The 25064-nt window shown below is 76.2% G+C and carries 25 protein-coding genes; 13 read left to right on the top strand and 12 right to left on the bottom strand.

Going from position 1 to position 25064, the window contains the following annotated elements; all coding sequences use genetic code 11:
* Together AAHH18_RS06670 and AAHH18_RS06665 are read left to right on the top strand one after the other, a co-directional pair.
* Nucleotides 1-456: ABC transporter ATP-binding protein (locus tag AAHH18_RS06670; protein ID WP_343301047.1), on the top strand; the 456-nt coding region annotated here is incomplete at its 5' end.
* Nucleotides 456-3002 carry an ABC transporter permease gene (locus AAHH18_RS06665; RefSeq protein ID WP_343301046.1) on the top strand — a complete coding sequence of 849 codons (2547 nt, stop codon included), beginning with the start codon at nucleotides 456-458 and terminating at the stop codon, nucleotides 3000-3002. The genes AAHH18_RS06670 and AAHH18_RS06665, both read left to right, overlap by 1 nt.
* Here AAHH18_RS06665 and AAHH18_RS06660 read toward each other — a convergent pair.
* Both AAHH18_RS06660 and AAHH18_RS06655 read right to left on the bottom strand, forming a co-directional pair.
* A complete protein-coding gene (locus tag AAHH18_RS06660; RefSeq protein ID WP_343301045.1) occupies nucleotides 2989-4386 on the bottom strand; it encodes a glucose-6-phosphate dehydrogenase in 1398 nt (465 codons plus the stop codon). The two genes, AAHH18_RS06665 and AAHH18_RS06660, sit on opposite strands and share 14 nt — an antisense overlap.
* Nucleotides 4387-4396: 10 nt before the next feature.
* Nucleotides 4397-4636, bottom strand: coding sequence for an antitoxin (locus tag AAHH18_RS06655; protein ID WP_283318630.1), 240 nt, complete (start codon nucleotides 4634-4636; stop codon nucleotides 4397-4399).
* Nucleotides 4637-4755: 119 nt separating this feature from the next.
* Here AAHH18_RS06655 and AAHH18_RS06650 point away from each other — a divergent pair, with 119 nt between their 5' ends.
* Both AAHH18_RS06650 and AAHH18_RS06645 read left to right on the top strand, forming a co-directional pair.
* Nucleotides 4756-5466, top strand: coding sequence for an LmeA family phospholipid-binding protein (locus tag AAHH18_RS06650; protein WP_343301044.1), 711 nt, complete (start codon nucleotides 4756-4758; stop codon nucleotides 5464-5466).
* On the top strand, nucleotides 5463-6206 hold the full coding sequence (locus AAHH18_RS06645; RefSeq protein ID WP_343301043.1) for a M50 family metallopeptidase: 744 nt from the start codon (nucleotides 5463-5465) through the stop codon (nucleotides 6204-6206). Before AAHH18_RS06650 ends, AAHH18_RS06645 begins: the two co-directional genes overlap by 4 nt.
* A gap of 7 nt (nucleotides 6207-6213) precedes the next feature.
* Here AAHH18_RS06645 and AAHH18_RS06640 read toward each other — a convergent pair whose 3' ends face one another.
* Nucleotides 6214-6852: an HNH endonuclease family protein gene (locus AAHH18_RS06640; protein WP_343301042.1), complete on the bottom strand. Its 639-nt coding sequence runs from the start codon at nucleotides 6850-6852 to the stop codon at nucleotides 6214-6216.
* Between the two features lie 534 nt (nucleotides 6853-7386).
* Between AAHH18_RS06640 and AAHH18_RS06635 the strand changes: the two genes are divergently transcribed.
* Nucleotides 7387-7719, top strand: coding sequence for a DUF2809 domain-containing protein (locus tag AAHH18_RS06635; protein WP_343301041.1), 333 nt, complete (start codon nucleotides 7387-7389; stop codon nucleotides 7717-7719).
* Nucleotides 7720-7844: 125 nt separating this feature from the next.
* Here the strand turns inward: AAHH18_RS06635 and AAHH18_RS06630 are convergent, their stop codons facing one another.
* Both AAHH18_RS06630 and AAHH18_RS06625 read right to left on the bottom strand, forming a co-directional pair.
* The gene (locus tag AAHH18_RS06630) at nucleotides 7845-8438 is read right to left on the bottom strand and encodes a GNAT family N-acetyltransferase (protein WP_343301040.1); all 594 of its coding nucleotides are present in this window, start codon (nucleotides 8436-8438) and stop codon (nucleotides 7845-7847) included.
* 44 nt (nucleotides 8439-8482) lie between these two features.
* Complete coding sequence (locus AAHH18_RS06625) at nucleotides 8483-9538, bottom strand: phosphotransferase enzyme family protein (RefSeq protein ID WP_343301039.1); 1056 nt, start codon at nucleotides 9536-9538, stop codon at nucleotides 8483-8485.
* Nucleotides 9539-9740: 202 nt separating this feature from the next.
* Here AAHH18_RS06625 and AAHH18_RS06620 point away from each other — a divergent pair, with 202 nt between their 5' ends.
* The gene (locus AAHH18_RS06620) at nucleotides 9741-11084 is read left to right on the top strand and encodes an alpha/beta fold hydrolase (protein ID WP_459349093.1); all 1344 of its coding nucleotides are present in this window, start codon (nucleotides 9741-9743) and stop codon (nucleotides 11082-11084) included.
* A gap of 16 nt (nucleotides 11085-11100) precedes the next feature.
* On the opposite strand, the gene AAHH18_RS06615 is transcribed toward AAHH18_RS06620, so the two are convergent.
* The 5 genes from AAHH18_RS06615 to AAHH18_RS06595 form a co-directional block, all read right to left on the bottom strand.
* A complete protein-coding gene (locus AAHH18_RS06615; RefSeq protein WP_343301038.1) occupies nucleotides 11101-12861 on the bottom strand; it encodes an alpha-amylase family protein in 1761 nt (586 codons plus the stop codon).
* A complete protein-coding gene (locus AAHH18_RS06610) occupies nucleotides 12858-13910 on the bottom strand; it encodes a TIGR03885 family FMN-dependent LLM class oxidoreductase (RefSeq protein WP_343301037.1) in 1053 nt (350 codons plus the stop codon). Before AAHH18_RS06610 ends, AAHH18_RS06615 begins: the two co-directional genes overlap by 4 nt.
* 69 nt (nucleotides 13911-13979) lie before the next feature.
* On the bottom strand, nucleotides 13980-14645 hold the full coding sequence (locus AAHH18_RS06605) for an Lrp/AsnC family transcriptional regulator (protein WP_343301036.1): 666 nt from the start codon (nucleotides 14643-14645) through the stop codon (nucleotides 13980-13982).
* Entirely contained in the window at nucleotides 14642-15415 is a 774-nt protein-coding gene (locus tag AAHH18_RS06600) for an LLM class flavin-dependent oxidoreductase (protein ID WP_343301035.1), read from the bottom strand. The genes AAHH18_RS06605 and AAHH18_RS06600 overlap by 4 nt, the downstream gene beginning before the upstream one ends.
* Nucleotides 15412-16386, bottom strand: coding sequence for an LLM class flavin-dependent oxidoreductase (locus AAHH18_RS06595; RefSeq protein WP_343301034.1), 975 nt, complete (start codon nucleotides 16384-16386; stop codon nucleotides 15412-15414). The genes AAHH18_RS06600 and AAHH18_RS06595 overlap by 4 nt, the downstream gene beginning before the upstream one ends.
* A 116-nt stretch (nucleotides 16387-16502) precedes the next feature.
* Here AAHH18_RS06595 and AAHH18_RS06590 point away from each other — a divergent pair, with 116 nt between their 5' ends.
* From AAHH18_RS06590 to AAHH18_RS06580, 3 genes are read left to right on the top strand one after another with little or no spacing between them, the layout of a single operon-like run.
* Nucleotides 16503-17258: an SDR family NAD(P)-dependent oxidoreductase gene (locus tag AAHH18_RS06590; RefSeq protein ID WP_343301033.1), complete on the top strand. Its 756-nt coding sequence runs from the start codon at nucleotides 16503-16505 to the stop codon at nucleotides 17256-17258.
* Nucleotides 17246-17986 (top strand): SDR family NAD(P)-dependent oxidoreductase, encoded by a 741-nt coding sequence (locus AAHH18_RS06585; RefSeq protein WP_343301032.1) that lies wholly within the window; start codon nucleotides 17246-17248, stop codon nucleotides 17984-17986. The genes AAHH18_RS06590 and AAHH18_RS06585 overlap by 13 nt, the downstream gene beginning before the upstream one ends.
* A complete protein-coding gene (locus tag AAHH18_RS06580) occupies nucleotides 17983-18939 on the top strand; it encodes a TIGR03619 family F420-dependent LLM class oxidoreductase (protein WP_343301031.1) in 957 nt (318 codons plus the stop codon). Before AAHH18_RS06585 ends, AAHH18_RS06580 begins: the two co-directional genes overlap by 4 nt.
* 22 nt (nucleotides 18940-18961) lie before the next feature.
* Here AAHH18_RS06580 and AAHH18_RS06575 read toward each other — a convergent pair whose 3' ends face one another.
* Nucleotides 18962-19729, bottom strand: coding sequence for an HpcH/HpaI aldolase family protein (locus AAHH18_RS06575; RefSeq protein ID WP_343301030.1), 768 nt, complete (start codon nucleotides 19727-19729; stop codon nucleotides 18962-18964).
* A 193-nt stretch (nucleotides 19730-19922) separates the two neighbouring features.
* Here AAHH18_RS06575 and AAHH18_RS06570 point away from each other — a divergent pair, with 193 nt between their 5' ends.
* From AAHH18_RS06570 to AAHH18_RS06555, 4 genes are read left to right on the top strand one after another with little or no spacing between them, the layout of a single operon-like run.
* The gene (locus AAHH18_RS06570) at nucleotides 19923-21119 is read left to right on the top strand and encodes a pyridoxal phosphate-dependent aminotransferase (protein ID WP_343301029.1); all 1197 of its coding nucleotides are present in this window, start codon (nucleotides 19923-19925) and stop codon (nucleotides 21117-21119) included.
* A 14-nt stretch (nucleotides 21120-21133) separates the two neighbouring features.
* On the top strand, nucleotides 21134-21931 hold the full coding sequence (locus tag AAHH18_RS06565) for an amino acid ABC transporter ATP-binding protein (protein ID WP_283318612.1): 798 nt from the start codon (nucleotides 21134-21136) through the stop codon (nucleotides 21929-21931).
* On the top strand, nucleotides 21931-22677 hold the full coding sequence (locus tag AAHH18_RS06560) for an amino acid ABC transporter permease (protein ID WP_283318611.1): 747 nt from the start codon (nucleotides 21931-21933) through the stop codon (nucleotides 22675-22677). Before AAHH18_RS06565 ends, AAHH18_RS06560 begins: the two co-directional genes overlap by 1 nt.
* A 56-nt stretch (nucleotides 22678-22733) precedes the next feature.
* Nucleotides 22734-23597, top strand: a complete 864-nt coding sequence (locus tag AAHH18_RS06555; RefSeq protein ID WP_283318610.1) for a substrate-binding periplasmic protein — start codon at nucleotides 22734-22736, stop codon at nucleotides 23595-23597.
* Nucleotides 23598-23661: 64 nt separating this feature from the next.
* Here the strand turns inward: AAHH18_RS06555 and AAHH18_RS06550 are convergent, their stop codons facing one another.
* Nucleotides 23662-24990, bottom strand: a complete 1329-nt coding sequence (locus AAHH18_RS06550; RefSeq protein WP_283318609.1) for a glycosyltransferase — start codon at nucleotides 24988-24990, stop codon at nucleotides 23662-23664.
* Nucleotides 24991-25064: the final 74 nt, after the last annotated feature.

Here is a 25064-nt window from a genome sequence, read left to right as displayed (position 1 = left end):
GCCCTCGAGAACATCACGCTGCCGCTCGACATCGCCCGCCGCCCGGTCGACCGTGCGCACCTCGACGCGGTCGTGCAGGCCGTGGGCCTCGCGGACCGCCTGGACCACAAGCCCACCGAGCTCTCCGGCGGCCAGCAGCAGCGCGTCGCCTGCGCGCGCGCCCTCGTCTCCCGCCCGGCGGTGGTGTTCGCGGACGAGCCGACCGGCAACCTCGACTCCACGTCCTCCGGCGAGGTCCTCGGGTTCCTGCGCCGCTCGGTCGACGGCCTCGGGCAGTCCGTCGTCATGGTCACGCACGACCCGACGGCCGCGTCCTACGCGCACCGGGTGCTGTTCCTCGCGGACGGCCGGCTCGTCGGGGAGCTCACCGACCCGACGCCGGAGTCCGTCCTCGCCACGCTCACGTCGCTGCGGCCGGCCCCCGCCGCCGCGGGTGTCGCCGACGGGGTGCGCTGATGGGCCGGGTCGCGCTGAGAGGCATCCGCGCGCACCTCGTCCGGTTCCTGCTGTCCCTGCTCGCGGTCGCGCTGGGCGTGGCCTTCGTGGCCGGGACCTTCTCGCTGCGCGAGATGATGTCCTCCACCTTCGACGGGATCGTGGACGCCGCCGCGCCGGGCGACGCGTACGTGCGGGTCCCGCCCGCCGAGGGCGCGTCGGTGACGGACGGCTCGTCCGTCGGCGCCGGGGTGCCCCGCGAGCTCGCGACCGAGATCGCGGACCTGGACGGCGTCGCGCACGCGATCCCGGAGATCCAGGGCTCCATCGTCCTGGTCGGCTCCGACGGCACGGCCGTGCAGAGCACGCAGGCGCCGAGCTTCGCGTTCCCCTACGTCACCGACGACCCGTCGATCGACATGGTCGAGGGTCGCGGGCCGGAGCGGGCCGGCGAGGTCGCCCTGGAGACCAACACCCTGGAGTCCTCGGGCTTCGACGTGGGCGACTCGACGACCGCCGTGATCGCCGGGCAGGTCACCGACGTGACGATCGTCGGCTCGTTCGACCTCGGCGGCCCGATGGCCGGCGCGACGATCGTCGTGGTGGACCCCGACACCGGCTACGGGCTGTTCGCCCCGGACGGCAACGTCAACGACATCGCCGTCTACGCGGCGGACGGCACCACGCCGGATGACCTCGTCGCCGAGGTGCGGCAGGTCGTCCCGTCGGGCCTCGAGGCCGTGTCCGGCCAGCAGCTGCGCGACGAGAACAAGGCCGAGATCGGGGAGATGCTCGGCTTCGTCACGACGTTCCTGCTCGTGTTCGCCGGCATCGCGCTGTTCGTCGGCGCGTTCATCATCTCCAACACGTTCGCGATGTCCGTCCGCCAGCGCATGCGGGAGTTCGCGCTGCTGCGCGCGGTCGGCGCCTCGCCCCTGCAGGTGTTCGCGTCGATCCTCGTGCAGGCGGCCGTCGTCGGCCTGCTCGGGTCGGCGGTCGGCGTCGCCGGGGGCCTGGGGCTCGTGCAGGTGCTCAAGGTCGGCCTCGAGGCGGTCGGCATGGACCTCGCGGGGGAGATCCCGGTCGACGGCGCCACCATCGGCGTCTCGCTGGTGGTCGGCACCGTGGTCAGCGTGCTGGCCGCGGCGGTGCCGGCCCGGCGCGCGGCGCTCGTGCCGCCCGTGGAGGCGATGCGTGACGACGTGACGGTGCCCGAGCGCTCCATGCGGGTCCGCGCGGTGATCGGCACCGTCCTCACGGCGCTCGGTGTGGCCGGTGTCGTCACCGCCATGGTGCGGCCGGAGTCCGACGCCGCGGGCACCGTGCTCGGGGTCGGCGCCGCCGCGGTGCTCCTCGGGGTGCTCATGCTCGCGCCGTCCCTCGCCCGGTGGGTCGTCGGCGCACTGGCCTGGCCGTTCGTCCGCCTGCTGCGCCCCGTGGGCCGGCTCGCGCGCGGGAACGTCGTCCGCAACCCGCGGCGCACCGCCAACACCGCGGGCGCCCTCATGGTCGGCATGGCGCTCGTCGGCGGGGTGTCGGTGATCGCGGTGTCGACGCAGGAGTCCGTCGCCGGCGTGGTCGAGTCGCAGCTCCACGGCGACCTGGTGCTGCAGTCGGCGACGCGCGAGGTGCCGGCGGGCGCGGTCGCGGACGTCGAGGCGCTGCCGGAGGTCGGGACCGCCGACCCGTTCGCCTTCGCCCCGCTGCCCGTCGGGGAGCAGGGCGGCGACGACGAGGCCGTCGTGTACGTCGCGGGCCTCGCGGCCGACCTGTTCGACCGGGCCATCGACGTCGAGACCGTGGACGGGGACGTCTCCGCCGCGCTCGCGGACGGCGGCGCCATCGTCAAGGAGTCCGACGCCGAGACGCACGGCTGGCAGGTGGGCGGCACGCTCACGGTGCAGGGGCTCACCGGCGACCGCGACGTCCGCGTCGGGGCCGTGTTCTCGAGCAACGTCGTCGGCGCCCCGGTGGTGGTGCCCACGGCCGTGCTCGACGACCTCGTGCCGGCGGAGCAGCAGAGCATCGACACGGTGCTCGTCGACGCGGCGCCGGGCGTCGGCGTCGCCGAGCTGCAGGACGCGGTCGCCGCGGCCGTCTCGCCCTACGTGGTCGTCTCGGTGATGACGCAGGACGAGTTCGTGTCGACCCTCGCCGACCAGGTGAACCAGGTGCTGGTCATCCTGTACGCGCTGCTCGGCCTGTCGGTCGTGATCGCGGTGCTCGGCATCGTCAACACGCTCGCCCTGTCGGTCATCGAGCGGACGCGGGAGATCGGCCTGCTCCGCGCGGTCGGGCTCGGGCGGCTGCAGCTCGCCGGGACCGTGACGGTCGAGTCGGTGCTCACGGCGGTGTTCGGGACGGTCGTCGGGCTCGGGGTCGGGGTCGCCCTGGCCTCCGCGCTGCCGACCGTCTACGCGAGCGACGGGCTCTCCGAGCTCGTCATCCCGTGGGGCAACCTGCTGGGGATGCTCGCGCTGGCCGTGGTGGTCGGGGTGCTGGCCGCGCTGTGGCCCGCGACCCGGGCCGCCCGCATGAAGGTGCTGGACGCCGTCAGCTACGAGTGAGGACCCACCCGTCCGGGCCGGCCAGCGCGTCGGCCCGGGCGGGCCCCCACGTGCCCGGGGCGTACGGCTCCGGCTCCGGGCGGTCCGGGCCCAGCAGCGGCGCGAACGCCTCCCACGCCGCGCGCAGCCCCTGCGGCGTCGTGAACAGCGTGCGGTCCCCGGCCAGCACGTCGTGCAGCAGCGACGCGTACGGCGGCAGCGGCTCGCCCGGCGAGACGTCGTCCAGCGACAGCGAGGCGGTGCCGGTCGCGAGCCGGAGCTCGGCGCCGGGCTGCTTCACCGTCGTCGTCACGTCGATCGCCCCGTCCCCCGACAGCGACAGGCTGATCCGGCCGGGGCCCGTCGGCTCGCCGAAGAGCTCGTCCGGGGTCCGCAGCACGAGCGTCACCCGCTGGGCGGAGACCGCCATCCGCTTGCCGGTGCGCAGCAGGAACGGCACCCCGCGCCAGCGGTCGTTGTCGACCCACAGGCGTGCGGCCACGAACGTGTCGGTCCGGGAGCCCTCCGCCACGCCGTCGACGTCCCGGTAGCCCTCGAACTGCCCGAGCACGACGTCCCGGACGGGGTCGAGCGGCCGGAAGCAGCCGATGACGTGCTCGCGCGCCGTCGCGAGATGCGCGGCGTCCATCCGCGCGGGCGGCTCCATCGCGACCTCGGCGGCGACCTGGAACAGGTGCGTCACGAGCATGTCGAGGGCCGCGCCGGTCTCGTCGTAGAAGTCCACGCGGTCGGTGACGTCCAGCGTCTCCGGCACGTCGACCTGCACCTCGGCGACGTGCTGCCGGTTCCAGACGCCCCCGAACAGCTCGTTCGCGAACCGCAGCACGTGCAGGTTCTGGGTCGCCTCCTTGCCGAGGAAGTGGTCGATCCGGAACACCTGGTCCTCGTCGAGCACCTCGTGCACCAGGGCGTCCAGCTCGTCGAACGACTCCGGCGACGTGCCGTACGGCTTCTCGTAGACCACGCGGGCGCCGTCGGCGAGGTCGTGCTGCCGCAGCCCGCGCGTGATCGGCGCGAACGACGACGGCGGGACCGCCAGGTAGTGCACGACGACCACCTCGCCGTCGTCCCCGGCGAGCTCGCGGCGGGCCTCGCCGATGGCGTCCACCAGGTCGCCCGGGTCGTCCTCGTCGAACGTGGTGGCGTACCGCACGTGGTCGTCGAGCAGCCCGGCGTGGCCGTCGTCGCCGTGCTCCGCGAGCGACTCGTGCACCAGCGCGGGCAGGTCCACCTCGTCGGTCGGGCGGCGACCGGTGCCGAGCAGCAGCCACCGCTCCGGGAGCAGGCCGCGCTGCGCGAGCTCGGCCAGGCCGGGGTAGACCATGCGGCGCGCGAGATCGCCCCGTGCGCCGTGGAGGACCAGGAGGACGGGTCGCGACGTCACCGGCGCCGCCTCAGAGCGCCGGCGGGTCGGGACGCTCCGTGTGGTGCCGGGGCGGTTCCTCCCCGGTGTCGCGCTTCTGCTTCTCGAGCAGCTCCCGCGCCTTCCCGGCCGCGCGGTCGACCTTCGCGTCGGTCGAGTCCGACGTGCGCGACTTCACCGCGTCGGCGGCCTTGTCGATGGCGCCCGCGATCTTGTCCTCGTTGCCGGCCACGGCCCGCTTGGCCTTGTCGACGAAGTCCCCGATGCCCATGCGTCCGCTCCCGTCGCTCCGCTGCCCCTGCCCCACCGAGTCAAGGCGGAGGCACGGGACCCCGCAACCGGACGCGGGATCCCCGCGCGCACGCAGGGGGGCCTCGTAGGCTCGGGGCCGTGCAGACCACCCCCGTCCGGCGTCGCCGGCGCATCGGCTGCGTCGTCGGCCTCGTCCTGGCCCTGGCGCTGCTGGTCGGCGGCACGCTGCTCGCGGACCGCGTGACGCGCGGCGTCGCGGAGGACGTGGCGGCCGACGCGGTGCGGCAGAAGACCTCCGCCACCGACGTGCACGTCACCGTCGAGGGCTTCCCGTTCCTCACCCAGCTGGCCCGCGGTGCGCTCGACGACGTGCGCGTGCGCGCGGCCACCGCGACGCTGCGCGGGCTCGACGTGACCGACCTGCGGATCACGGCCGCGGGCGTGGCCGTGCGGGAGCCGCGGGGCGCCGAGCACGTGCGCGCCACCGCCACCGTCCCGACTGCGGCGCTCGCGGAGCTGCTGCGCGAGCGCACCGGCTGGGACCTGGCGCTGCGCGTCGACGGCGACCGGCTCGTCGCGGAGGGCGAGGCGGCGGGCGTCCCCGCGGCGGTCACGTTGACGCTCGCCGCCGCGGGGGCCGACGGGGTCACCGCCGCGATCGAGTCGGCGACGCTCGGCGGGCTGACGATCGACGCGGGCGTGCTGCCCGACGGGCTGGCCTCCCGGATCACCGAGCTGCGCCTCACGGACCAGCTCCCGGCCGGCGCCCGGGTCACCGCCGCGACCGTGCAGGCCGACGGCGTGCACCTCGCCGTCGAGCTGGACGACCTCACGCTCGACGAGCTGTGACCGCCGTGCTCGACGACCTGGGGGCGCTGCCCGGCGAGATCTGGGACCGTGCGACCACCGTGCAGCCGGCGCCCGGCCTGCCGGTGCTGCTCGGCACGCTGGGCGTGGCGCTGCTGTGCTTGGCGGTGCCGACCCTGTGGCACCTGTCGCGGCACCTGCTGACGATCGTGCACGAGGCCGCGCACGCCCTGGTCGCCGTCCTGTCCGGGCGGCGGCTCTCCGGGATGCGCGTGCACTCCGACACCTCCGGGCTGACCGTCTCCGTGGGGCGCGCCCGCGGGCCGGGGATGGTCGCGACCGCCTTCGCCGGGTACGTCGGGCCCGCGGTGCTCGGGCTGGCCGCCTCGTGGGTGCTCGGGCGCGGCTACGCCGTCGGGCTGCTGTGGGGCCTGGTGGTGGCCCTCGCCCTCGTGCTCGTGCAGATCCGCAACTGGTACGGCCTGTGGGCGGTGCTGGTCACGGGCGTGGCCCTGGTCGGCGTGACGTGGTGGGGGACGCCGGCGGTGCAGGTCGCCGTGGCGTACGCCGTGACGTGGTTCCTGCTGCTCGGGGCGCCGCGGGCGGTGCTGGAGATGCAGGCGCAGCGGCGGCGCGGTCGCGGGCGGGGGACCTCCGACGCGGACGCGCTGGCCCGGCTGACGCCGCTGCCGGGCGGGTTCTGGGTGGGCGCGTTCCTGGTGGTGTGCGTCGGCGCCCTCGTGCTCGGGGGGTCCTGGATCCTGCAGCGACCGCTGCTCTGAGCCCCGCTCAGTCCGCGACCACGCAGCCGTCGAGGGTGCGGTCGATCGCGTCGTGCTCGGCGCGCGTGACCCACAGCCCGTACGCCGCCTTCACCCGCACCTGCCGGGCCACGTACGCGCAGCGGTAGCCGGTGCTCGGCGGCAGCCACGTCGCGGCGTCGCCGTCCCCCTTGGCGCCGTTGGTGGGGCCGTCCACGGCGAGCAGGTTGGCGGGGTCGTTCGCGAACTGCCGGCGCCGCTCGGCGTCCCACTGCTGGGCGCCCTTCTGCCAGGCGTCCGAGAGGGCGACGACGTGGTCGATCTGCACGTCCGCGCTCCGGGGCCCGCGCTCGAACGCGACCGTGGCCCCGCTGTACGGGTCGGTCAGCGTCCCGGACAGCACCACGCAGTCGTGCGTCCCGGGCTCGAACGTCACGTCCGTCAGGTCCCGTGCGAGCACGTCGTTGCGGGTGTCGCACCCGTTGCGGTCCACGTCCGCCCACGCGGGGCCGAACCGGTCCCGGTCGTAGCCGGTGCGGGGCGCTCGGCCCTTCACCGGCAGCGCGTCGAGCTCCGTCCGGGCACGCTCCAGGTCCTGCTGCGTGACCGGGAACCTGCCGGCGTCCTGCGCCTGCGACCACGCCGGGACGCCCGCGCCGAGGGCCACCGCGACGACGAGGACGAGCCAGGCCCAGCCCAGGTGCCTCCCGCCGCGAGGTCCGTGTCCGCGTCGTGCGCGCGGGGCGCGGCGCGCCGGGGGTCGTGGAAGCCGGGTGGGGGAGGGTGTCACGGCGGAACGGTCGCACACCGCACCCACACGGCACCCGCCCGCGACCTGCCCGTCCGCGACGCCCGCCACGACGGAGGGTTCCCTAGCGTGACCCGCGGAGGTGCCATGACCCGCCCCGCTGCGCCCGACACACCGGCGACGCCCGACACACGGGCGACGCCCGACACACAGGCGACGCCCGACACACGGGCGACACCCGCTGCCCCCGCGGCACCGGCCACGCCCGCTGCGCCGGCCACGCCCGCTGCGCCGGCCACCCGCGCCGGGCCGACCACCCGCACCGCGCCGGTCACCCCCGCCGCACCCGAGGCGCCCGGTGGACCCGCCGCACCCCCGGCCCCGCACGCCGCCGGTCGCGGTGGCCGGCGCGGCCCCGCGCTCGCCGTCGGGCCCGTGGTCGCCGCGGGTCTCGTGACGGCTCGGGTGGGCTCCGGCGCCGCGGCCGACGTGCTGGGCGACGCCCTGTACGCGGTGCTCGTGCTGCTGCTGGTGTCGGTCGCCGCTCCCCGGTGGACGCTGCGGCGCCGTGCGGTCGCGGCGGTCGTGCTCTGCTGGGTCGTCGAGGCGGCGCAGGCGACGGGTGGCCCGGCGCTGCTCGTCGACCGGTGGCCGCCGGCGACGTTCGTCCTGGGGACCACGTTCGCGTGGCGGGACCTGGCCGCGTACGCCGCGGGCGTGGGGCTGGCGGTGCTCGTCATGGCGGTGTCCTCCAGGGGTGGTCGGGCCGCGGCACGCCGATCCTGACCCGCACGGCGTGACGTCGGCGCGGCGCGGCCGCCCGGACGGGGGACCGTGCACGCCCCGACACCTGGGGAGGAGTCGGCGACCGCTGCGCGACCTGCGCGCCGTGGCGTCCACCGGCCCGGGGCTCACCGCCCCGGCGCGCCGTCACCGTGCGGAGGACGGCCCGCTCCACCCGCGACCCCGGGCCGGAGCGGCAGCGGTTCGACCTCCGGCCGCGGGTCGGTCGCCAGCCGCGCGTGCGTCTCCACGTCGAAGCGCTCGCTGCCGTAGCGCAGCTTCGCCCGCTCCACCCCCTCGGCGACGAACCCGGCCCGGGTCGCCACCCGGCAGGACGCGGGGTTGTTCGTGCGGTGGCCCAGCTCGAGGCGGAACAGCCCCAGGTCGTCCAGGGCCCACCGTGCCACCGCCTCCAGCGCCCGGGTGGCGAGGCCGCGGCCGCGGTGCTCCGGGGCGAGCCAGTACGACACCCACGCGGTGTCGTGGACGTGGTCGAGGGCGCTGAGACCGACGTCGCCGACCGCGACGTCGTCCACGGTCACCGCGAGGTGGTGGCCCCCGGGGCCGGTGGCGGCCAGGCGCGTCGCGATGAGGTCGGCGCAGTCCGCGACGTCGGGCAGCTCCGCGCCGCCGAGCTGGCGGCTGAGCGACGGGTCGGCTGCCACCGCGTCGTGCAGCGCGGACGCGTCGGTCGGGCGCCAGACGCGCAGCAGGGGGGTCACCGCCCCCATGGTTCCACCCCGGTGGCGCCCGCTCCCCCTCCGCGTCAGCGCAGCAGCCAGGTCGGCGACCGCAGGTACCGCTCCGCGACGAGCACCGACCCCGCGGGCTGCTCGGCCCGCAGCGCGCCGGACGGCCCGCCCCGGGGGTCGGTGGCGGTGCGGCCGAGCACCTGGAGCCGGCGCAGCATGGACAGCGCGCACGCCGTCCGCTCGTCCGCGCTGGTCAGCGGGCGGACCTCCTGGTAGCCCGCGGCCCACGCCTGGGCGCGCTCGGGGGCGTCGGGCAGGTGCTCGACGCCGGTGAGGGCGGCGGCGAGGTCGAGCACGAACCAGGAGAAGCCGGAGTCGTCGAAGTCGATGACGGTCAGGTCGTCCCCGTCGAGCAGGACGTTGCCGGGGCGCAGGTCGGCGTGGACCAGCCCCCAGGCGTCGGGCGCGCGCGAGGCGTCGTGGAGCGCGTCGAGCGCCGCGTCGCGGGCCCGGGCCAGCAGGGCGAGGTGGGCGGGGGGCAGGCAGGCGGCCTCCCAGGCACCCCACCGGCTGCCGGGCCCGACCAGGTCCGCCGGCTCCCACGCCGGGCGCACGAAGCCGCGCGGTCGGGCGAAGCCGAGGGCGTGCTCGTGGAGCACCGCGGCGGTCGTGCCCAGCCGGTGGTGCAGCTCGACCGGTGCGGTCGCGTCGTCCGCCATGGTCCCCCGGACCCACGTCGCGCTGTGGCAGACCCAGTGCCGGTCGAGCTCGTCGGCCACGAGGGCGACGGTCCGCCCGTCGAGCGGGGCGATGGTCGTGGGTACGCGTACGGCGCCCGTGCCGGCGATCGACGCGACCCACGCGACCTCCGACTCCACCACCGCGGTGTCGTCCATGTACGGGGGCGCCGCGACGCGGGTGACGGCCACGGGGACACCCCGCACGCGGACGCCGAACGTCGCGTTGTGCGACAGCCCGAGCAGGGCCACCTCGGTCTCGGCGGGGTCCCAGCCCCACGCCGCCGTCAGCGCCTCGTGCAGCCACGGCGGTGCGGGCGCGCCCACGGTCAGGCGCCCCGGCGGACCCGGGTCGGCCAGTCCGGTGCTGCCCGGTGCGTCGTCCGTCGTCATGCCCAGCCCCCCGCTCCGCCGGGGCAACCCGCCCCGGCGTCCGAGCCGAGTGTCGGCAGGGGCGCGAGCCGGCGACAAGGCGGCGCGGACGAAGTTCACGCAGGTGTTACGCCCGCCCGGCCCGGCTGACGCGGCGGAAACACGGCCGTCCCCGGACCGTCCCGCGGCCGGTCGGGCGGCGCCGCCGCCTAGGGTGCTGGACGTGACCGAGCCGCGCGCCACCACCGAGCCCACCGCTGATCCCACCGGCACGCCCGGCACCCTCCTCGTGCCTCCCGTGCTGGTCCGCGACCACCGCGTCGAGGTGCCCGTGGACCGCGCGGACCCGGGCCGGTTCCCCGCGATCGAGGTGTTCGCGCGGGAGCTCGTCGACCCCGCGCGGGACGCCGAGGACCTGCCGCTGCTGCTGTTCCTCCAGGGCGGTCCGGGCGGCATGGGGCCGCGTCCGCTCGGCGGCGGGTGGTGGTCGACGGCCCTGCGCACCCACCGCGTCGTGCTGCTGGACCAGCGGGGGACGGGCCGGTCGTCGCGGGTGGACGGACGGACCGCCGCCCGCTTCGCGACGGGGGAGCAGCTCGCCGACTACCTCGCGTGCTTCCGCGCCGACGCGATCGTCGAGGACGCGGAGGCCGTGCGGCACCAGGTGTTCGGCGGACGGCGCTGGGCGACGCTCGGGCAGTCGTACGGCGGGTTCCTCACGCTGACCTACCTGTCGCGGCACCCGGAGGCGCTCACCGCCTGCTACGTCACCGGCGGGCTGCCGGGGATCACCGCGACCGCGGAGGACGTGTACGCCCGGACGTTCCCGCGGCAGCAGGCCCGGGTCGCGGCGTTCGCGCGGCGCTACCCGGACGACGTCGCGCGGCTCGGGGCGCTCGCGGACCGGCTCGCCGCCGGGGACGTCCGGCTGCCCGACGGCGACCGGTTCACGGTCCGCCGGCTCCAGACGCTCGGCATGCCGCTGGGGATGAGCACCGGGGTCGACGCCCTGCACTGGCTGCTGGACACCCTCGACGTCGACGACGACGGCGTGCCGGACGACGCGACCGCGCTCGCGGTGCAGGCGCAGACCGGGTTCGACGCGAACCCGCTGTACGCGGTGCTCCAGGAGGTCATCTACCACCAGGGGGAGCGCGCCGGCGGCTGGGCGGCGCAGGCGGAGCTGGAGCGGCAGCCCGGGATGGACGCCGCCGCGCGCCCGCTCGGGCTCACGGGGGAGGCCGTGTTCCCGTGGATGTTCGCGGAGGTGCGGGCCCTGCGGCCGTTCCAGGGGGCCGCGGAGGCGCTCGCGGCCCGCACGTCGTGGCCCGCGCTGTACGACCCCGCCCGGCTCGCCGCGAACGAGGTGCCGCTCGCGGCGGTGCAGTACGTCGACGACCCGTACGTGGACCTCGACCTCGCGCTCGGCACCGCGGACCGGGTCGGCAACGCGCAGGTCTGGGTGACCAACGAGTACCTGCACGACGGCCTGCGCGCCGCGGGCGACGTCATCCTGCCGCGGCTCGTCGACCTCGCCGCGGGCCGGTGGTCGGTGACCCGGCGCTGACCGCCCGGGCGGCGCGTCACAGCAGCCGGCGCGACCCCGGCTGCACCACCCGCAGCCACCGGTACCCGTACGCCGGCAGCTCCAGCTCCACCCGGCCGTCCGGCCCGACCTCGCACGCCCCGTCCTCCAGCAGGTCGACGAGCCGCACCGGGCGGTCGTCCGCGTCGCCGCTCGCCCGTGACGCGGTGTCGTCCGCCGGCCCCGCCTCACCGGCCGGGCGCGTGAGGTCGCGCAGCCGCAGCGGCACGGTCACCGCCTCGGGCCCGAGGTTGTGCAGCGCGACCATCGACGCGTCCTGCCACGTGCACCGGTGCGCGAGCACGGCGGCGTGCGGCTGGTCCAGGATCTCCGCCCGCTCCGCCCACGCGAGCTCGGGGCACTCCCGGTACCGGCGCGCGAGCAGCTGCACGAACGCCAGCAGCGAGTCCGGGTCGCGCCGCTGGTCCGCGACGTTCACGTGCTCGGGCGCGAAGCCGCCCTCCACGACCGGTCCCGCCAGCCGCCGGGGCGCCGCGGCCGAGAACCCGCCGTTCGGGCCGGACGTCCACTGCATCGGCGTCCGCACGGCGAGGCGGCCGTCGGCGGCGAGGTTCTCGCCCATGCCGATCTCCTCGCCGTAGAACAGCACCGGCGTGCCCGGCAGCGTGAACAGCAGGGAGTAGACCATCCGCACGCGGCGGGGGTCGCCGTCCAGCATCGGGGGCAGCCGGCGCCGCAGGCCGCGGCCGTAGAGCTGCATGTCCTCGTCCGGCCCGAACGCCGCGAACACCTCGGCCCGCTCGTCGTCGCTGAGCTTGTCGAGCGTCAGCTCGTCGTGGTTCCGCACGAACGTCGCCCACTGCGCGCCGTGCGGGATCTCGGGTCGGTCCCGCAGCGCCTGCGCGAGCGGCCCCGCGTCCTGCCGGGCGAGCGCCAGGTACATCTGCTGCATGAGGACGAAGTCGAACTGCAGCGTCAGCTCGTCGCCCTCCGCGTCGCCGTCGCCGTCCTGGTCGCCGAAGAACAGCCGCTGCTCCTCGTACGGGAGGTTGACCTCGCCCATGAGGATCGAGTCGCCGGTGCGGCGGGACAGGAACGAGCGCAGCGCCTTGAGGAACTCGTGCGGGTGCTCGATGTCGTCGCCGGGGGCGTTCGCGGTGTCCGCGAGCATGAACGGCACGGCGTCCACCCGGAACCCCGACAGGCCGAGCTGCGCCCAGTACCCGACGACCTTCGCGATGGCGTCCCGCACGGCCGGGTTGGCCGTGTTGAGGTCCGGCTGGTGCCGGTAGAACCGGTGCCGGTACCAGGCCCCCGCCCGCTCGTCGTACGTCCAGATGCCCGTCTCCTGGTCGGGGAACACCACCTGGTCCCCGGTGGGCGGCGGCTCGTCGGTCCGCCACACGTAGAAGTCCCGGTACGGGCTGTCGGGGCTGCTGCGCGCCGAGCGGAACCAGGGGTGCCGGTCGGACGTGTGGTTGACCACGAGGTCGGCGATCACGCGGATCCCGCGGTCGCGGGCCGTGCGGATCAGCTCGACGAGGTCGCCGGCGTCACCGAGGCGGGGGTCCACGCCGTAGAAGTCGGTGATGTCGTAGCCGTCGTCCCGGTCGGCCGTCGGGTAGAACGGCATGAGCCACAGGCACGTGACGCCGAGGTCGGCCAGGTGGTCGAGCCGCTGCACCAGGCCGGGCAGGTCCCCGGTGCCGTCGTCGTCCCAGTCCATGTACGTCTCGACGTCGAGGCAGTACACGACCGCGCTCTTCCACCACAGGTCGCCCGTGTCGCGGATCCTCATGCCGCGTCCTCCCCGGTGCCGGCCCCGACGGCGTGCAGCGCGGGCAGCAGGTGCTCCGCCGCGAGGTCGATGAACGCGTCCAGCGACGACGGCGGGCGGGTCACGGTCGGCGTCGCGTCGTCGTGCTTGCCGTGGTCGGGCCGGACGTCGGTCGCGACCTGGTGCAGGTACACCTCGTCGAACCCGACCTCGACCAGCTCGACCAGCCGGTCCCGCAGCCGCTCGGGGTCGTGCTCGACGACCACGGCGGTGCCGAGCGTCTCGTCGTCCACCGTCGCCGCGAGCTCGTCGAACGCCTCCGGGGTCGCGAGGTCCCAGGCGGCGGGCGGCCCCGCGGCGTTGCCGGCCCACTGCTCGCGCGCCAGCCGCCACGCCTCGTCCGGGTCGGTCGCGTACGACACGTGCACCTGCAGCGCGACCGGCCCGCGCCCGCCGGCGTCCCGGTACTCCCCGACCACGCGGCGCAGCGTCTCGAGGTCCTGGTTCACGGTGACCAGGCCGTCCGCCCAGTCGGCGTGCGCCCGGGCGGTCTGCGCGGTGACCGCCGGGCCGACCAGGCGCGGGGGCACCTCCGGCAGGGTCCAGAGCTGCGCGCGGTCCACCGTGACGAGGCCGTGGTGCGTGACCTCCTCGCCCGCGAGCAGCGCCCGGATCACCTGCACGCACTCGCGCAGCCGCGCGTCGCGCTCCGGCTTGGGGGGCCACGGGTCCCCGGTGATGTGCTCGTTCATGTTCTCGCCCGACCCGAGGGCCACCCAGAACCGCCCCGGGTACATCGCGGCGAGGGTCGCCGCGGCCTGGGCGACGACCGCCGGGTGGTACCGCTGCCCCGGCGCGTTCACCACCCCGAACGGCAGCCGCGTCGTGGCGAGCGCCGACCCGAGCCACGTCCAGGCGAACCCGGAGTGGCCCTGGTGCACGCTCCACGGCGCCCAGTGGTCGGAGCACATCGCCGCGTCGAAGCCCGCCTGCTCGGCGTGCTGCGTGGCGGCGAGGAGCGCGCTCGGGTGGACCTGCTCGTGCGAGTTGTGGAAGCCGACGCGGGTCATGCCCTCTGTTCCTACCGGTTCGGCGGCGGTTCCGCCCTCCGAGCGCGGTGCCGGGCCGGCCCGGGTCCGTCAGGCTCCGGCGTCCGGGGGCCCGTCCGCGTGCCCGTCGTCGCCGGCCTCGTCGCGGTCCTCGAGCAGCCGCTGCAGCAGGCTCGCGCCGCGGACCTCGCCGAGGCTGAGGAACGTCTCGATCCGCTGGAGCCCGTCGATCTGCCACAGCTGCTCCAGCAGCAGCGCCTGCAGGTGGGCGTGGTCGCGCAGCCGGAACCGGGCGATGAGGTCGTACGTGCCGGTGACGGCGACGAGCTCCTCGAGCTCGGGGACGTCGTGCAGGTCCGTGAGGATCTGGGCGAGGTCGGCCCCCGGGGCGATGCTGATCGGGATGTACGCGAGCACGGGGAAGCCCAGCGCGGCCCAGTCGACGGAGACGGTGTACCCGCGGATCACGCCGGCGCGCTCCAGGCGGGCGATGCGCTCGCCGACCGCCGGCCCGGACATGCTGATCTCCCGCGCGAGCTGGCGCTGCGACGCCCGCGGGTCCGCGGCCAGGCGGCGCACCAGCTCGCGGTCGATGTCGTCGAGCGGGACGGGCGGCCCCTGCCGCTCGACGAACCCGGCGAGGCCGGACATGGAGCTGCGGCGCGACGGCGCGGGTGCGGTGGTCCTGCGGCGTGCCCGCCGCGGGGCGCCGTCGGCCCCGGGCGAGCCGTCGCCGTCGCGCGGTGCGGGCGTCACGGCGTCCACGCGGCGGGCAGGTCGGCCTCCGCCATGATCCGCGGGAAGCCCGGCATGGACACCTCCGGTTGCAGGTAGCGCGCGACGTACAGCCCGAAGAATGTCGCACCGGGCGCCCCCGACGCCTCCCGACCCGCCGGGGCGGGCGGACGGACCAGCAGGTGCGTCGCTCCCGCGGCGGACCACGCGGTGACCAGGGCGCGGTCGTGCTCGAGGTCGCCCGTGAGGTCGGCGGTCCCGGGCTGCACCTGCACGTCGGCGCGGGCCGCGGCGGGCTCGGTCGCCAGCACGGGCAGCCCGGTGCCGGGCACCGCACGCGTGAGCCACACGGGGACGTCGACCTGTGCGGGGACGGGCGTCACCGCGACGTGCGTCGGCATGTCCGGTCCCATCACGCCGCTCGGCACCGACCAGCGTGCACCGCGGTGCCGCACGGGGCGGCCGGACCAGCACGCGCGGAGCAGGCCGACGTCCTCGGCCGCCGCGGCGTCGTCCAGGTCGCCCGGGTCGACGACCGCGACGACGCGCCCGCCGCTGAGGTGGTCGAGGACGGCGACCTCCTCGGCGAGCGTCACCGGGTTCTCCGTGCCGAGCCGCACGGGCACCAGGACGCGGGTGTCCCGCGTGGTGGTCGCGACCTCCGCGGCCGCCGCGCTGCCGGCGTCGTCCGCGCCGCCGTCGGCCGCCGGCCCCAGCAGGACGCCGAACAGGCCGGCCCGCGCCGCGGGGACGACGTCCGCGGGGTCCGTGAGCAGGGCGCCGATCCTCATGCCGCCTCCAGGTTCTCCAGGCCGGGCAGCACCTCGTCGGCCATCCGCCCGAGCATGCGCCGCACCGCGGTCGCGGGGGCGCCTTCGATGATCACGCGCAGCACCACGTCGTCCACGCCGGCGGCGTGCACCTCCGCCAGGCCGTCGGCGACCAGGCCGGCGGGTCCGACGATCGACGTCGCGACCGCCTGGCCCACGGCCTTGTCGAGGTCGGCCCGGAAGTCCATCGCCTCCGTCGAGGCCTGCTGCGCGACGCTCCAGCCCAGCCCCGCGTAGAGCACGTAGCTCGCGCGCTGCCAGTCCAGGACGGCGGCGGCCTCGTGCGGGTCGTCGGTCAGCCAGACGTTGCGCAGGGCGGACACCCGGGGTCGCACCCCGCCGGGACGCCCGGCCCGCTCCCAGCCCTCGCGGTGGGCGGCGGCCAGCTCGGCGACCAGCGGCAGCGGGTTCGCGCCCGACAGCAGGACGCCCTGCCCCCGTGCGCCGGCCCGCGCGACGCCCTGCGGCGTGGCGGAGCCGTTCCAGACGGTCGCGCCCGCGGGCACCGCGACCCGCTGCAGCTCGGCGAGGCCCGCGCGGTGCGCCGCCACCCGGTCCTGGCGACGGACGCCCTTGCCGTCGAACTCCACGTCGCGGTACCCGAGGCCGACGCCGACGTCGAGCCGGCCGCCGGAGCGCCGCGCGATGTCCGCGGACAGCCGCGCGGCGCGGCCCGGGTCCTGCAGCGGCAGCAGCATCATCCCGGTCCCGACGCGCAGCCGGGTCGTCGCCGCGAGGATGCCGGCCGCCACGGGGAGCAGCGCGGGGCAGTAGCCGTCGTAGAAGAAGTGGTGCTCGGACAGCCACATGCCCTCGTAGCCGAGGCCCTCCAGCAGCCGCGCGTCCTCGAGGAGCTCGCGGTAGGGGGTGGTGGGATGCCGGGGCGTGCTCGCGGTGGCCTGCAGGCAGTACAGACCGACGCCGACCTTCACGGTGCCTCCTGGGGTCTCGGTGCGATCGCCAGCGTACGGGCGTCGTGTTTCATCTGTGAGTCCAGGAGCCGGTTCGGCTTTACATGTGCGTAGCGTGAGGCTGCTCCAATGGGCAGGTGACATCTTCCACCTCCACCGACGCCGCGTTCGTCACCGGAGGGGCGAGCGGGCTCGGCCGCGCGGTCTGCCGACGGCTGGCGGACCGCGGCGACGTCGTGACCGTGGCCGACCGGGACGCCGACGGCGTCGCGGCGACCGTCGACCTGGTGCGCGCGGCGGGCGGGTCGGCGCGGGGCGTCGTGCTCGACGTGACCGACGCGACGGCGGTGCGGGCGGCGGTGCTCGAGGCCGACGCCGCCGGCGCGCTCACCACGGTGGTGGCGTGCGCGGGCGTCGCGCGGCCGACCTCCGCGCTGGACGACGACCTGACGGCCTTCGACGCGACGATGGCCGTCAACGTGCGCGGGACGTACGCGACCGTCCAGGCCGCCGCCGCCGTCATGGTGCCCCGCGGGGCGGGCAGCATCGTCACGGTCGGGTCGACCTCGTCGTTCACGGCGTCGTCCACGCCGATGCTCGCGTACGACATGTCGAAGGCGGCGGTGAAGCTGCTGACGCAGGCCGCCGCGCGCGAGCTCGGCCCCCACGGCCTGCGGGTGAACGGCGTCGCCCCCGGGACGATGGACACGCCGCTGATGCGCGGGCTCGGGGCGGACGACGACGGTCTGGCGGCGCTCGCCGCGGCCCGGATCCCGCTCGGCCGCCTGGGCCTGACCGCCGAGGTCGCCGAGGCGGTGGCGTGGGTCTCGTCGCCCGAGGCCTCGTACGTCACCGGGCACGTCCTCGTGGTGGACGGCGGGTGGCTCGCGTGACGCGGGTCGCGCTCGTCACGGGCGCGGGCGCCGGCATCGGCGCCGCGGTGGCCCGGCGGCTGGCGGCCCGCGGCGACGACGTGGTGTGCGTCGACCGGGACCCCGCGGCGGCGCAGGCCGTCGCCGCGCAGGTCGGCGGCCTGGCGGTGACCGCCGACGTCGCGGCCGCGGGGGCGGGGGACGAGGTGGTCGAGCGCGCCGTCGAGCGGTACGGGCGGCTGGACGTCGTGGTCACCAGCGCGGGGATCGAGCGGACGGGGGCGGCGGCGACGCTGCCGACCGACGTGGTCCGGGAGTCCCTCGCCGTCAACGTCCTCGGCTCGTACGACGTCGCCACGGCGGCGGCCCGCCGGTTCCTCACCCAGGGCGAGGGCGGGCGCGTGGTGCTCGTCGGCTCGGTGAACTCCCTGCGGGCGCTGCCCGGCCAGGCCGCGTACGCGACGTCGAAGGGGGCGGTGCTCATGCTGGCCCGGGCCCTCGCCGTCGACTGGGCGCTCGACGGGATCACCGTCAACGTCGTCGCCCCCGGCGTCACGGACACCGCGATGTCCGCGGGCTCGCTCGGGGACCCCGGGCGCCGGGAGGCGCTGCTCGCGCGGGTGCCGATGCGGCGGCCCGCGCGGCCGGAGGAGGTGGCGGAGGCGGTCGCGTTCCTGTCCGCGCCGGAGAGCGGGTACGTCACCGGCGTGGTGCTCCCGGTCGACGGCGGCTGGTCGGCGGCGGGATGAGCGGCGAGACGCCCGGGACGGCGCCCCGCCCGGCGGGTCCCGCGCCCTCGGGTGCCGGGTCCGGCTGGGCGGTCGGCGCGAAGCTCCCGCACACGGGCGCCGCCGCCACCGGGCCGGCCGTCCGCGCGGCGGCCATCGCGCTGGAGGCCGCCGGCTTCGACTCCCTCTGGGTGAGCGACCACGTGGTGCTGCCCGGCAGGGTCGCCTCGGCCTACCCGTTCGCCTCCGACGGGGTCGCCCGGTGGCCGACCGACGTCGCGTACCTGGAGGCGCTGGTCACGCTCACCACGGCGGCGGCCGTCACCGAGCGGGTGCGGCTGGGGACGGCCGTGCTGGTGCTGCCGCAGCGGCAGCCCGTGCTGCTGGCCAAGCAGGCCGCGAGCCTCGACGCGCTGTCCGGCGGGCGGCTCGTGCTCGGCGTCGGCACCGGCTGGCTGCGGGAGGAGTTCGCGGCGCTCGGCGTGCCGTTCGACCGGCGCGGGCGGCTCGCCACCGCGGCGATCGAGCTGCTGCGCGACTGCTGGACGGGGCGTCCTGCCGGCCGCCCGGACGGCTGGGCGCCCGGCGCGCACCCCCTGCCGGACGACCTGCTGGTGCTGCCCGCCCCGGTGCGTCCCGTCCCGCTGCTGGTCGGCGGGCACTCGCCGGCCGCGCTGCGCCGGGCGGGCACGCTCGGCGACGGGTGGCTCGCGCAGCAGCCGGCGCCCGGCCTCGACCCCGCCCTCCTGGCCCGGGAGGTCGCCGAGGTGCGCCGCTACGCCGAGCAGGCGGGCCGGGACCCGGACGCGCTGCACGTCGTGCTGCGCGTCGCGGACTCCGCCGGCCGCTGCGCCGACGTCGCCGCCCGGGTGTCGGAGCTGCGCGCCGCGGGGGTCGCCGAGGTGGTCGTCGACACCGACCCCGCGGGCGACCCGGCCGCCGACCACGCGCTGCTGCGCGCCGCCGGCGCCTGACCGCCCGGCCGGGTGCCCGGGCTCAGTACCCGCCGTGCGGGCCCTCGCCCGCCGCGTCGCCGGCCCAGCGGGTGACCTCCCGCCTGGCGGCGCCGGCGAGCAGCCCGGCGTCGGTGGCCGCGACCACGTCGGTGAACCCGAGCGCGACCAGCCGGGCGGCGCGGTCGGGGTCCCCGCCGAACGCGCCGGCCCGCACCCCGGCCGCGCGGCAGGCGGCGACGACCGCCGGCAGCGGGGCCCCGACGTCCTCGTCGGCCAGCAGGTCGTCCACGGTGCGTCCCAGCGCGAGCGCCAGGTCGAAGGGCCCGACGAAGACCATGTCGAGCCCCGGTGTCGCGGCGATGGCGTCCACCGCGGCGAGCGCCTCGGCCGTCTCGACCATGACCGCGCACCGCACCCGGGCGTCCGCCGCCGCCGGGGACGGCACCGGGCGGCCGACGAGCGCGGCGGCGGGACCCCAGCTCCGCGCGCCGTGCGGGGGGTAGCGGCACGCGCGCACGGCCGCGGCCGCCTGCGCCGGGGAGTCGACCATCGGCACGACCACGCCGTCCGCGCCCGCGTCCAGCGCCCGCCCGATGCTCGCGTGCCGGCCGTCGGCGACGCGCACCCAGGTGGGCACCGGCGTGTCCAGCAGCGGCAGCACCGCCACGAGCTCGCCGTCCCCCCAGGTGCCGTGCTGCGCGTCGAGGACCAGCCAGTCCGGCGCGGCGGCGGCCAGCAGCCGGAGCGTGGCGGGGTGGGCGAGCGAGCTCCACAGCCCGACGGCGGGGGAGGTGCTGTGCAAGACCATGCCGTGACCCTAACTTGCGGACGACAGGTGAGGCGCGATTTCTCTGAGCACTTAGCAGGTCTGTAACAGTCGACAACTTCCGTTGTAACGCAGCGCGGTTACGTTCGGCTCCAGCGACGCAGCGTGACGCCACCGGCACCGGCCGGCACGGTGCACGCCGAGGAGAACCGATGAGCACCCCCGGAGCGCGGGCATGACCGCGCCGACCACCCCCGCCACCGCGGCCCGGTCCGACCGTGCGCGGTCGCTCGCCGCGACCGCCGCCGCCGTCCCCGGCTCCGGCATCCGCGAGATCGTCATGCTCGCGTACGGGCGGACCGACGTGGTGCACCTGGAGATCGGCGAGCCCGACTTCGCGACCCCGCCGCACGTGGTGGCCGCCGGGGACGAGGCGCTCGCCACCGCGAACCGCTACACGCCCAGCGCCGGGGTGCCGCTGCTGCGCGCCGCGATCGCCGAGCGGCTGCACGCGCGCTACGGCCTGGCCGACGACCCCGAGCGGGTGATCGTCAGCCAGGGAGCGGTGCAGGGGCTCGCCGCCGTGCTCGCCGTCCTGGTCGAGCCCGGCGACGAGGTGCTGGTGCCCGACCCCGCCTGGCCGAACTACGAGATGCAGACGCTGCTGCTCGGCGGGGTGCCCGTGCACTACCCGCTGCGGCCCGAGAACGGCTTCCGGCCGGACCCGGCCGAGGTCGCCTCGCTCATCACCCCGCGCACGCGGGCGCTCGTGCTCAACACCCCGTCCAACCCGACCGGCGCCGTGCTGCCGGCCGAGCTGGTGCGCGCGGTGGTCGAGGCCGCGGTGGAGCACGGCGTCACGGTCGTCGCGGACGAGGTCTACGACGAGATCGTCTTCGACGGCGCGCACGCGGACGTCGCGGCCATGGCGCCCGACGACGTGGTCAGCGTGTTCAGCTTCTCCAAGACCTACGCGATGACCGGGTCCCGCGTCGGCTACCTCGCCGCGCCCGCCTGGCTCGCGCCCACCCTGGCGCGCGTCCAGGAGCCCCTGCTGTCCTCCGTCTCGGCGGCCTCGCAGGCCTCGGCGCTCGCGGCGCTGCGCGGCCCCCAGGACGCGGTCGCCCGCATGGTCGCCACGTACCGCGACCGGCGCGACCTCGTCGTCGGCCGGCTGGCCGCCGCGGGGATCGACGTCGAGCCGCCCGCCGGCGCCTTCTACCTGATGCTGCCGCTCGCCCCGGGCGCCGACTCCCGGGCCGCCGCGATCGACCTGGTGGGCCACGGCGTCGCGCTGGCGCCGGGCACCGCGTTCGGCAGCACCGCCCGCAGCCACCTGCGGCTGTCGCTCGCGTCCTCCGCCGCGGACCTGACCGACGGGATCGACCGGTTCACCGCCTGGTACGCGGCGACCGACGGAGGCCGGCGATGACCCAGGGAGGCACCGTGACCGAGACCCGACCCGCACCCGCCGACCCCGCCCCGGACGAGGTCCGCGCCCCCGTGGTGTCGGTGCGCGGGCTGCGCAAGTCCTTCGGACCGCTCGAGGTGCTCAGCGACATCGACCTCGACGTCCACAAGGGCGAGCACGTCGTGCTGCTGGGCCCGTCCGGGTCCGGCAAGTCGACCCTGCTGCGCAGCATCAACCTGCTCGAGCGGCCGACGGGCGGCTCCCTGGTCGTCGACGGCCGGGAGTACGGGACCGCGCTGCCGGGCGCCGCGCACCCCCGCGGCACCGCCCTCCAGCTGCGCCGCACGGTCGGCATGGTGTTCCAGCAGTTCAACCTGTTCCCCCACCTCACCGCGCTCGACAACGTGGCGCTGCCCCTGCGGTCCGTCCTCGGCATGCGGCGGCGCGAGGCCGACGAGCGGGCGGCGCGCGACCTCGACCGCGTCGGGCTCCTCGCCCGCGCCGGGCACTACCCGTCCCAGCTGTCCGGGGGTCAGCAGCAGCGCGTCGCGATCGCGCGGGCCCTGGCCCTCGACCCTCAGGTCATGCTGTTCGACGAGCCGACCTCGGCGCTGGACCCCGAGCTCGTCGGCGAGGTGCTGCGCACCATCCGGGAGGTCGCCGAGTCGGGCATGACGATGGTGGTCGTCACCCACGAGATCGGCTTCGCCCGCGAGATCGGCGACCTCACGGTCTTCCTCGAGCACGGCCGCGTGGTCGAGACCGGCGGCCGGGAGTTCTACACCGAGTGCCGCAGCCAGCGGGCACGTGACTTCCTCCAGGCGGTGAAGTGATGGACTGGTCGCTGATCTGGGAGCACCGGCAGCAGCTCCTCGACGGGTTGGTCGTGGCCCTGCGGGTGTCCGCCACCGCCCTCGTGGTGTCCGTGGTGCTCGGCATGCTCCTCGCCCTGCTGCGCATGGCGCGCGCACCGTTCTCGTGGATCGCCGCGGGGTACGTCAACGTGTTCCGGGGCATCCCGGCCCTCGTCAGCGTCATCTGGGTGTACTTCGGCATCTCGCTGGCGTTCGACATCTCGTTCAGCGTCTACCAGGCGGGCGTCATCGCGCTCTCGCTGCTGTACTCGGCGTTCCTCGCGGAGATCTTCCGGTCCGCGCTCACCGCCGTCCCGCCCGGGATGCGCGAGGCCGGGCAGGCGCTGGGCCTGCGCCCCAGCCGGATCTTCTTCTCCGTGGTGCTGCCCCAGGCCGCGAAGATCGCCCTGCCCAACATCGGCAGCATGTTCATCGGGATGGTGAAGGACACCTCGACCTTCACGGTCATCGGCCTGCTCGAGGTCGTCCGGGTCACCCAGAACCTGGTCAGCACGACGTTCCAGCCGTTCGTGCTCTACACCGCGGCCGCCGGCATCTACGTCGTCGCCGCGTTCGTCATCGACTTCCTGTTCCGCCTCGTCGAGAAGCTGCTGTCCAGCCCGCCCCAGGGCCGGCTCGCCCGCGCCCTGCGCGCCCGCCGCCGCGCCCGCATCGACGAGCTCGTCGCCACCACCTCCGCCCGCCGCGAGCCCGCTGCGGTCTGATCCCCCGGAGCCTCCCCCCGGCACCGGCCCGAGAAGGGACCCACCCCGTGCACCTGATGACCTCACGCCCTGCCCGACGTGCCGGTGTCGCCGGCGTCGCCCTCGCCCTCGTCGCCGTGCTCGCCGCGTGCGGCGGCGGCTCGTCCGCCGGCTCGGACGGCACCGAGCCGGCAGCCGCCGGGGACGACCTCGGCCTGCTGACCGACGGCACCCTCACCGTCGGGATGAACCTGCAGTTCCCGCCCGAGATGTACCTGGACGAGGACGACGAGCCCGCCGGGTACGACGTCGACCTGCTCAACGCGCTGGCCGACGAGCTCGGCCTGGAGCTCGAGATCCAGAACCTCGACTTCAACGGCCTCATCCCGGGCCTCCAGAGCAAGCAGTTCGACATGGTGTCGGTCGGGCTCACGGCCACCGACGAGCGCAAGGAGGTCGTCGACTTCTCCCGCGCGTACGTGCCCTACACGACGGTGCTCGCCGTGCCGGACGGCGACGACGCGGACGCGACCGTCGAGGACTTCGACACCAGCGGCACCGTCATCACCGCCCTCCAGGGCAGCTCCGGTGAGCAGCTCGCGACGGACACGTTCCCCCAGGCGACGATCTCCGGGTTCCCCGACCAGAACGCCGCGCTGCTCGAGGTCGCCACCGGCCGGGCCCAGGGCTCCGTCGTCGAGGACTACATCCTCGCCCAGTACATCAAGGCGAACCCCGGGCAGGTCCAGAAGGCGGAGCTGCCCGAGCCGCTCGCGCTCGGGTACGGCTCCTGGGCGGTGCAGAAGGGCAACACGGGCCTGGTGACGGTGCTCGACACCTTCCTGTGCGAGCAGCAGAGCAGCGGCGGGCTGGCGTCGTTCTACGAGAAGAACTTCGAGGTCCCGGCGGCTGACTTCCCCGAGATGCCGTCGGGCTGCTGACCGTCCCGCCGACGCCCGCACCGACCCGGATCCCGGGGCGGTGCGGGCGTCGGCGCGCTCCGGCTCACGCCCGCGCCGGCACCCCGCCGACCTGCTCGACCGCCTCGAGGATCGCGTCCAGCACCACGGCCCGGTCGAACCGCAGGGCGAACTCCCGCGCCGCGTCGGCGCGCTGCTCCCGCTCCGCGGCGCCGAGGGCGAGCGCCTCGTCCAGCGCCGCCGCGATCGCGGCCGGGTCCTCGACGGGCACGATCGTCGCCGTGTCGCCGACCGCCTCGGGGATGCCGCCGGTCTCCGTGGTGATGACGGGGCCGCCGCCGGACAGCATCTTCTCGACCAGGGCGATGCCGAACGTCTCGACGAACTCGGGCCGCGGCTTGCTCGGCAGCACGTAGGCGGCGGACCCGGCCATGAGGTGCGGCTTCTCGTCGTCCGACACGTCGTCGAGGAACAGGACGCGGTCCGCGACGGGCGACGCCGCCGCGTGCGCGCGCAGCCGTGCCGCGTCGGGGCCGTTGCCGGCGACCACCAGGCGGTGCGTGCCGGGCGCGCTGCTCGCCGCGTAGCCGTCGATGAGGTCGTCGACGCCCTTCGCCGCCGCCAGCCGGGACAGGTACAGCACGTAGCCGTCGCGGTCGAGGCCCCGGGCGGCGAGCACGGCGTCCGTCTCGGCGTCGTCCCGGGCGAGGTACCGCGCGACGTCCACCGCCGGGTAGGAGATGCGCACGCGCTCGCGGCACTGCTGCGCGAACGTGGTGCCGTGCTTCGCGTCCACCGCCTGCGCCTCCGCGACGATGAGCTCCCGGGTGTACTCCGACACGGCCAGGCAGACGTCGTGCTCCAGGTAGGACGACAGGACGTGCGCCGCCGCGCCGAACCGGTCGGCCTCGACGCACGCGCGGACCACGTTCGTCACGTCGGACCCGACCGCCTCGGCGACCGTCGTCACCCGCACGGGCAGCCCGGTGCGGCGGGCGACGTGCACCGCGTCCGCGACGGCCGTCGCGTGCGGGCTCAGGTACAGGGAGAGCGCGACGGTCGGCACCCCGTCGGTGAACAGCTCGACCAGCCGGCCGATCAGGCCCGCGACCCAGCGGCCGTCCGGCACCTTGTAGTCGCCGACGGGGTCGGGCCGCTCGACGACCACGCCCTCCCGGTACGGCAGCACCCGGTCCAGCGGCTTGAGCGGCAGCCCGGCGGCCTGCAGCCGGTCGATCGGCCACGTGACGATGCGGACCTCGTCGAACCCGCGGTCGAGCGCGGCCTCCGCGAGGTTGCGGGCCTCGCCGGAGTGCCCGCAGATCACCGGGTCGGCGCGCACGACGATCACCAGGCGGCGGTCCACGCGGCGCGGCGGGGTGTCGGACGCGGGGGTCAGGACGGTGTCGGTCACGGGAACCTCCGGGGTGGGGCGCGGCTGGTGCGGGGGTGACGGTCGGGGTGCTGCGGGGGTGGCGGGACCGGGGG

Origin of the sequence: Cellulomonas olei (genome assembly GCF_039548315.1) — a bacterium.
GTDB lineage: Bacteria > Actinomycetota > Actinomycetes > Actinomycetales > Cellulomonadaceae > Cellulomonas.
The sequence above is the reverse complement of the archived record's forward strand: the minus strand, read 5'-3'. Positions and strand labels throughout refer to the sequence as shown.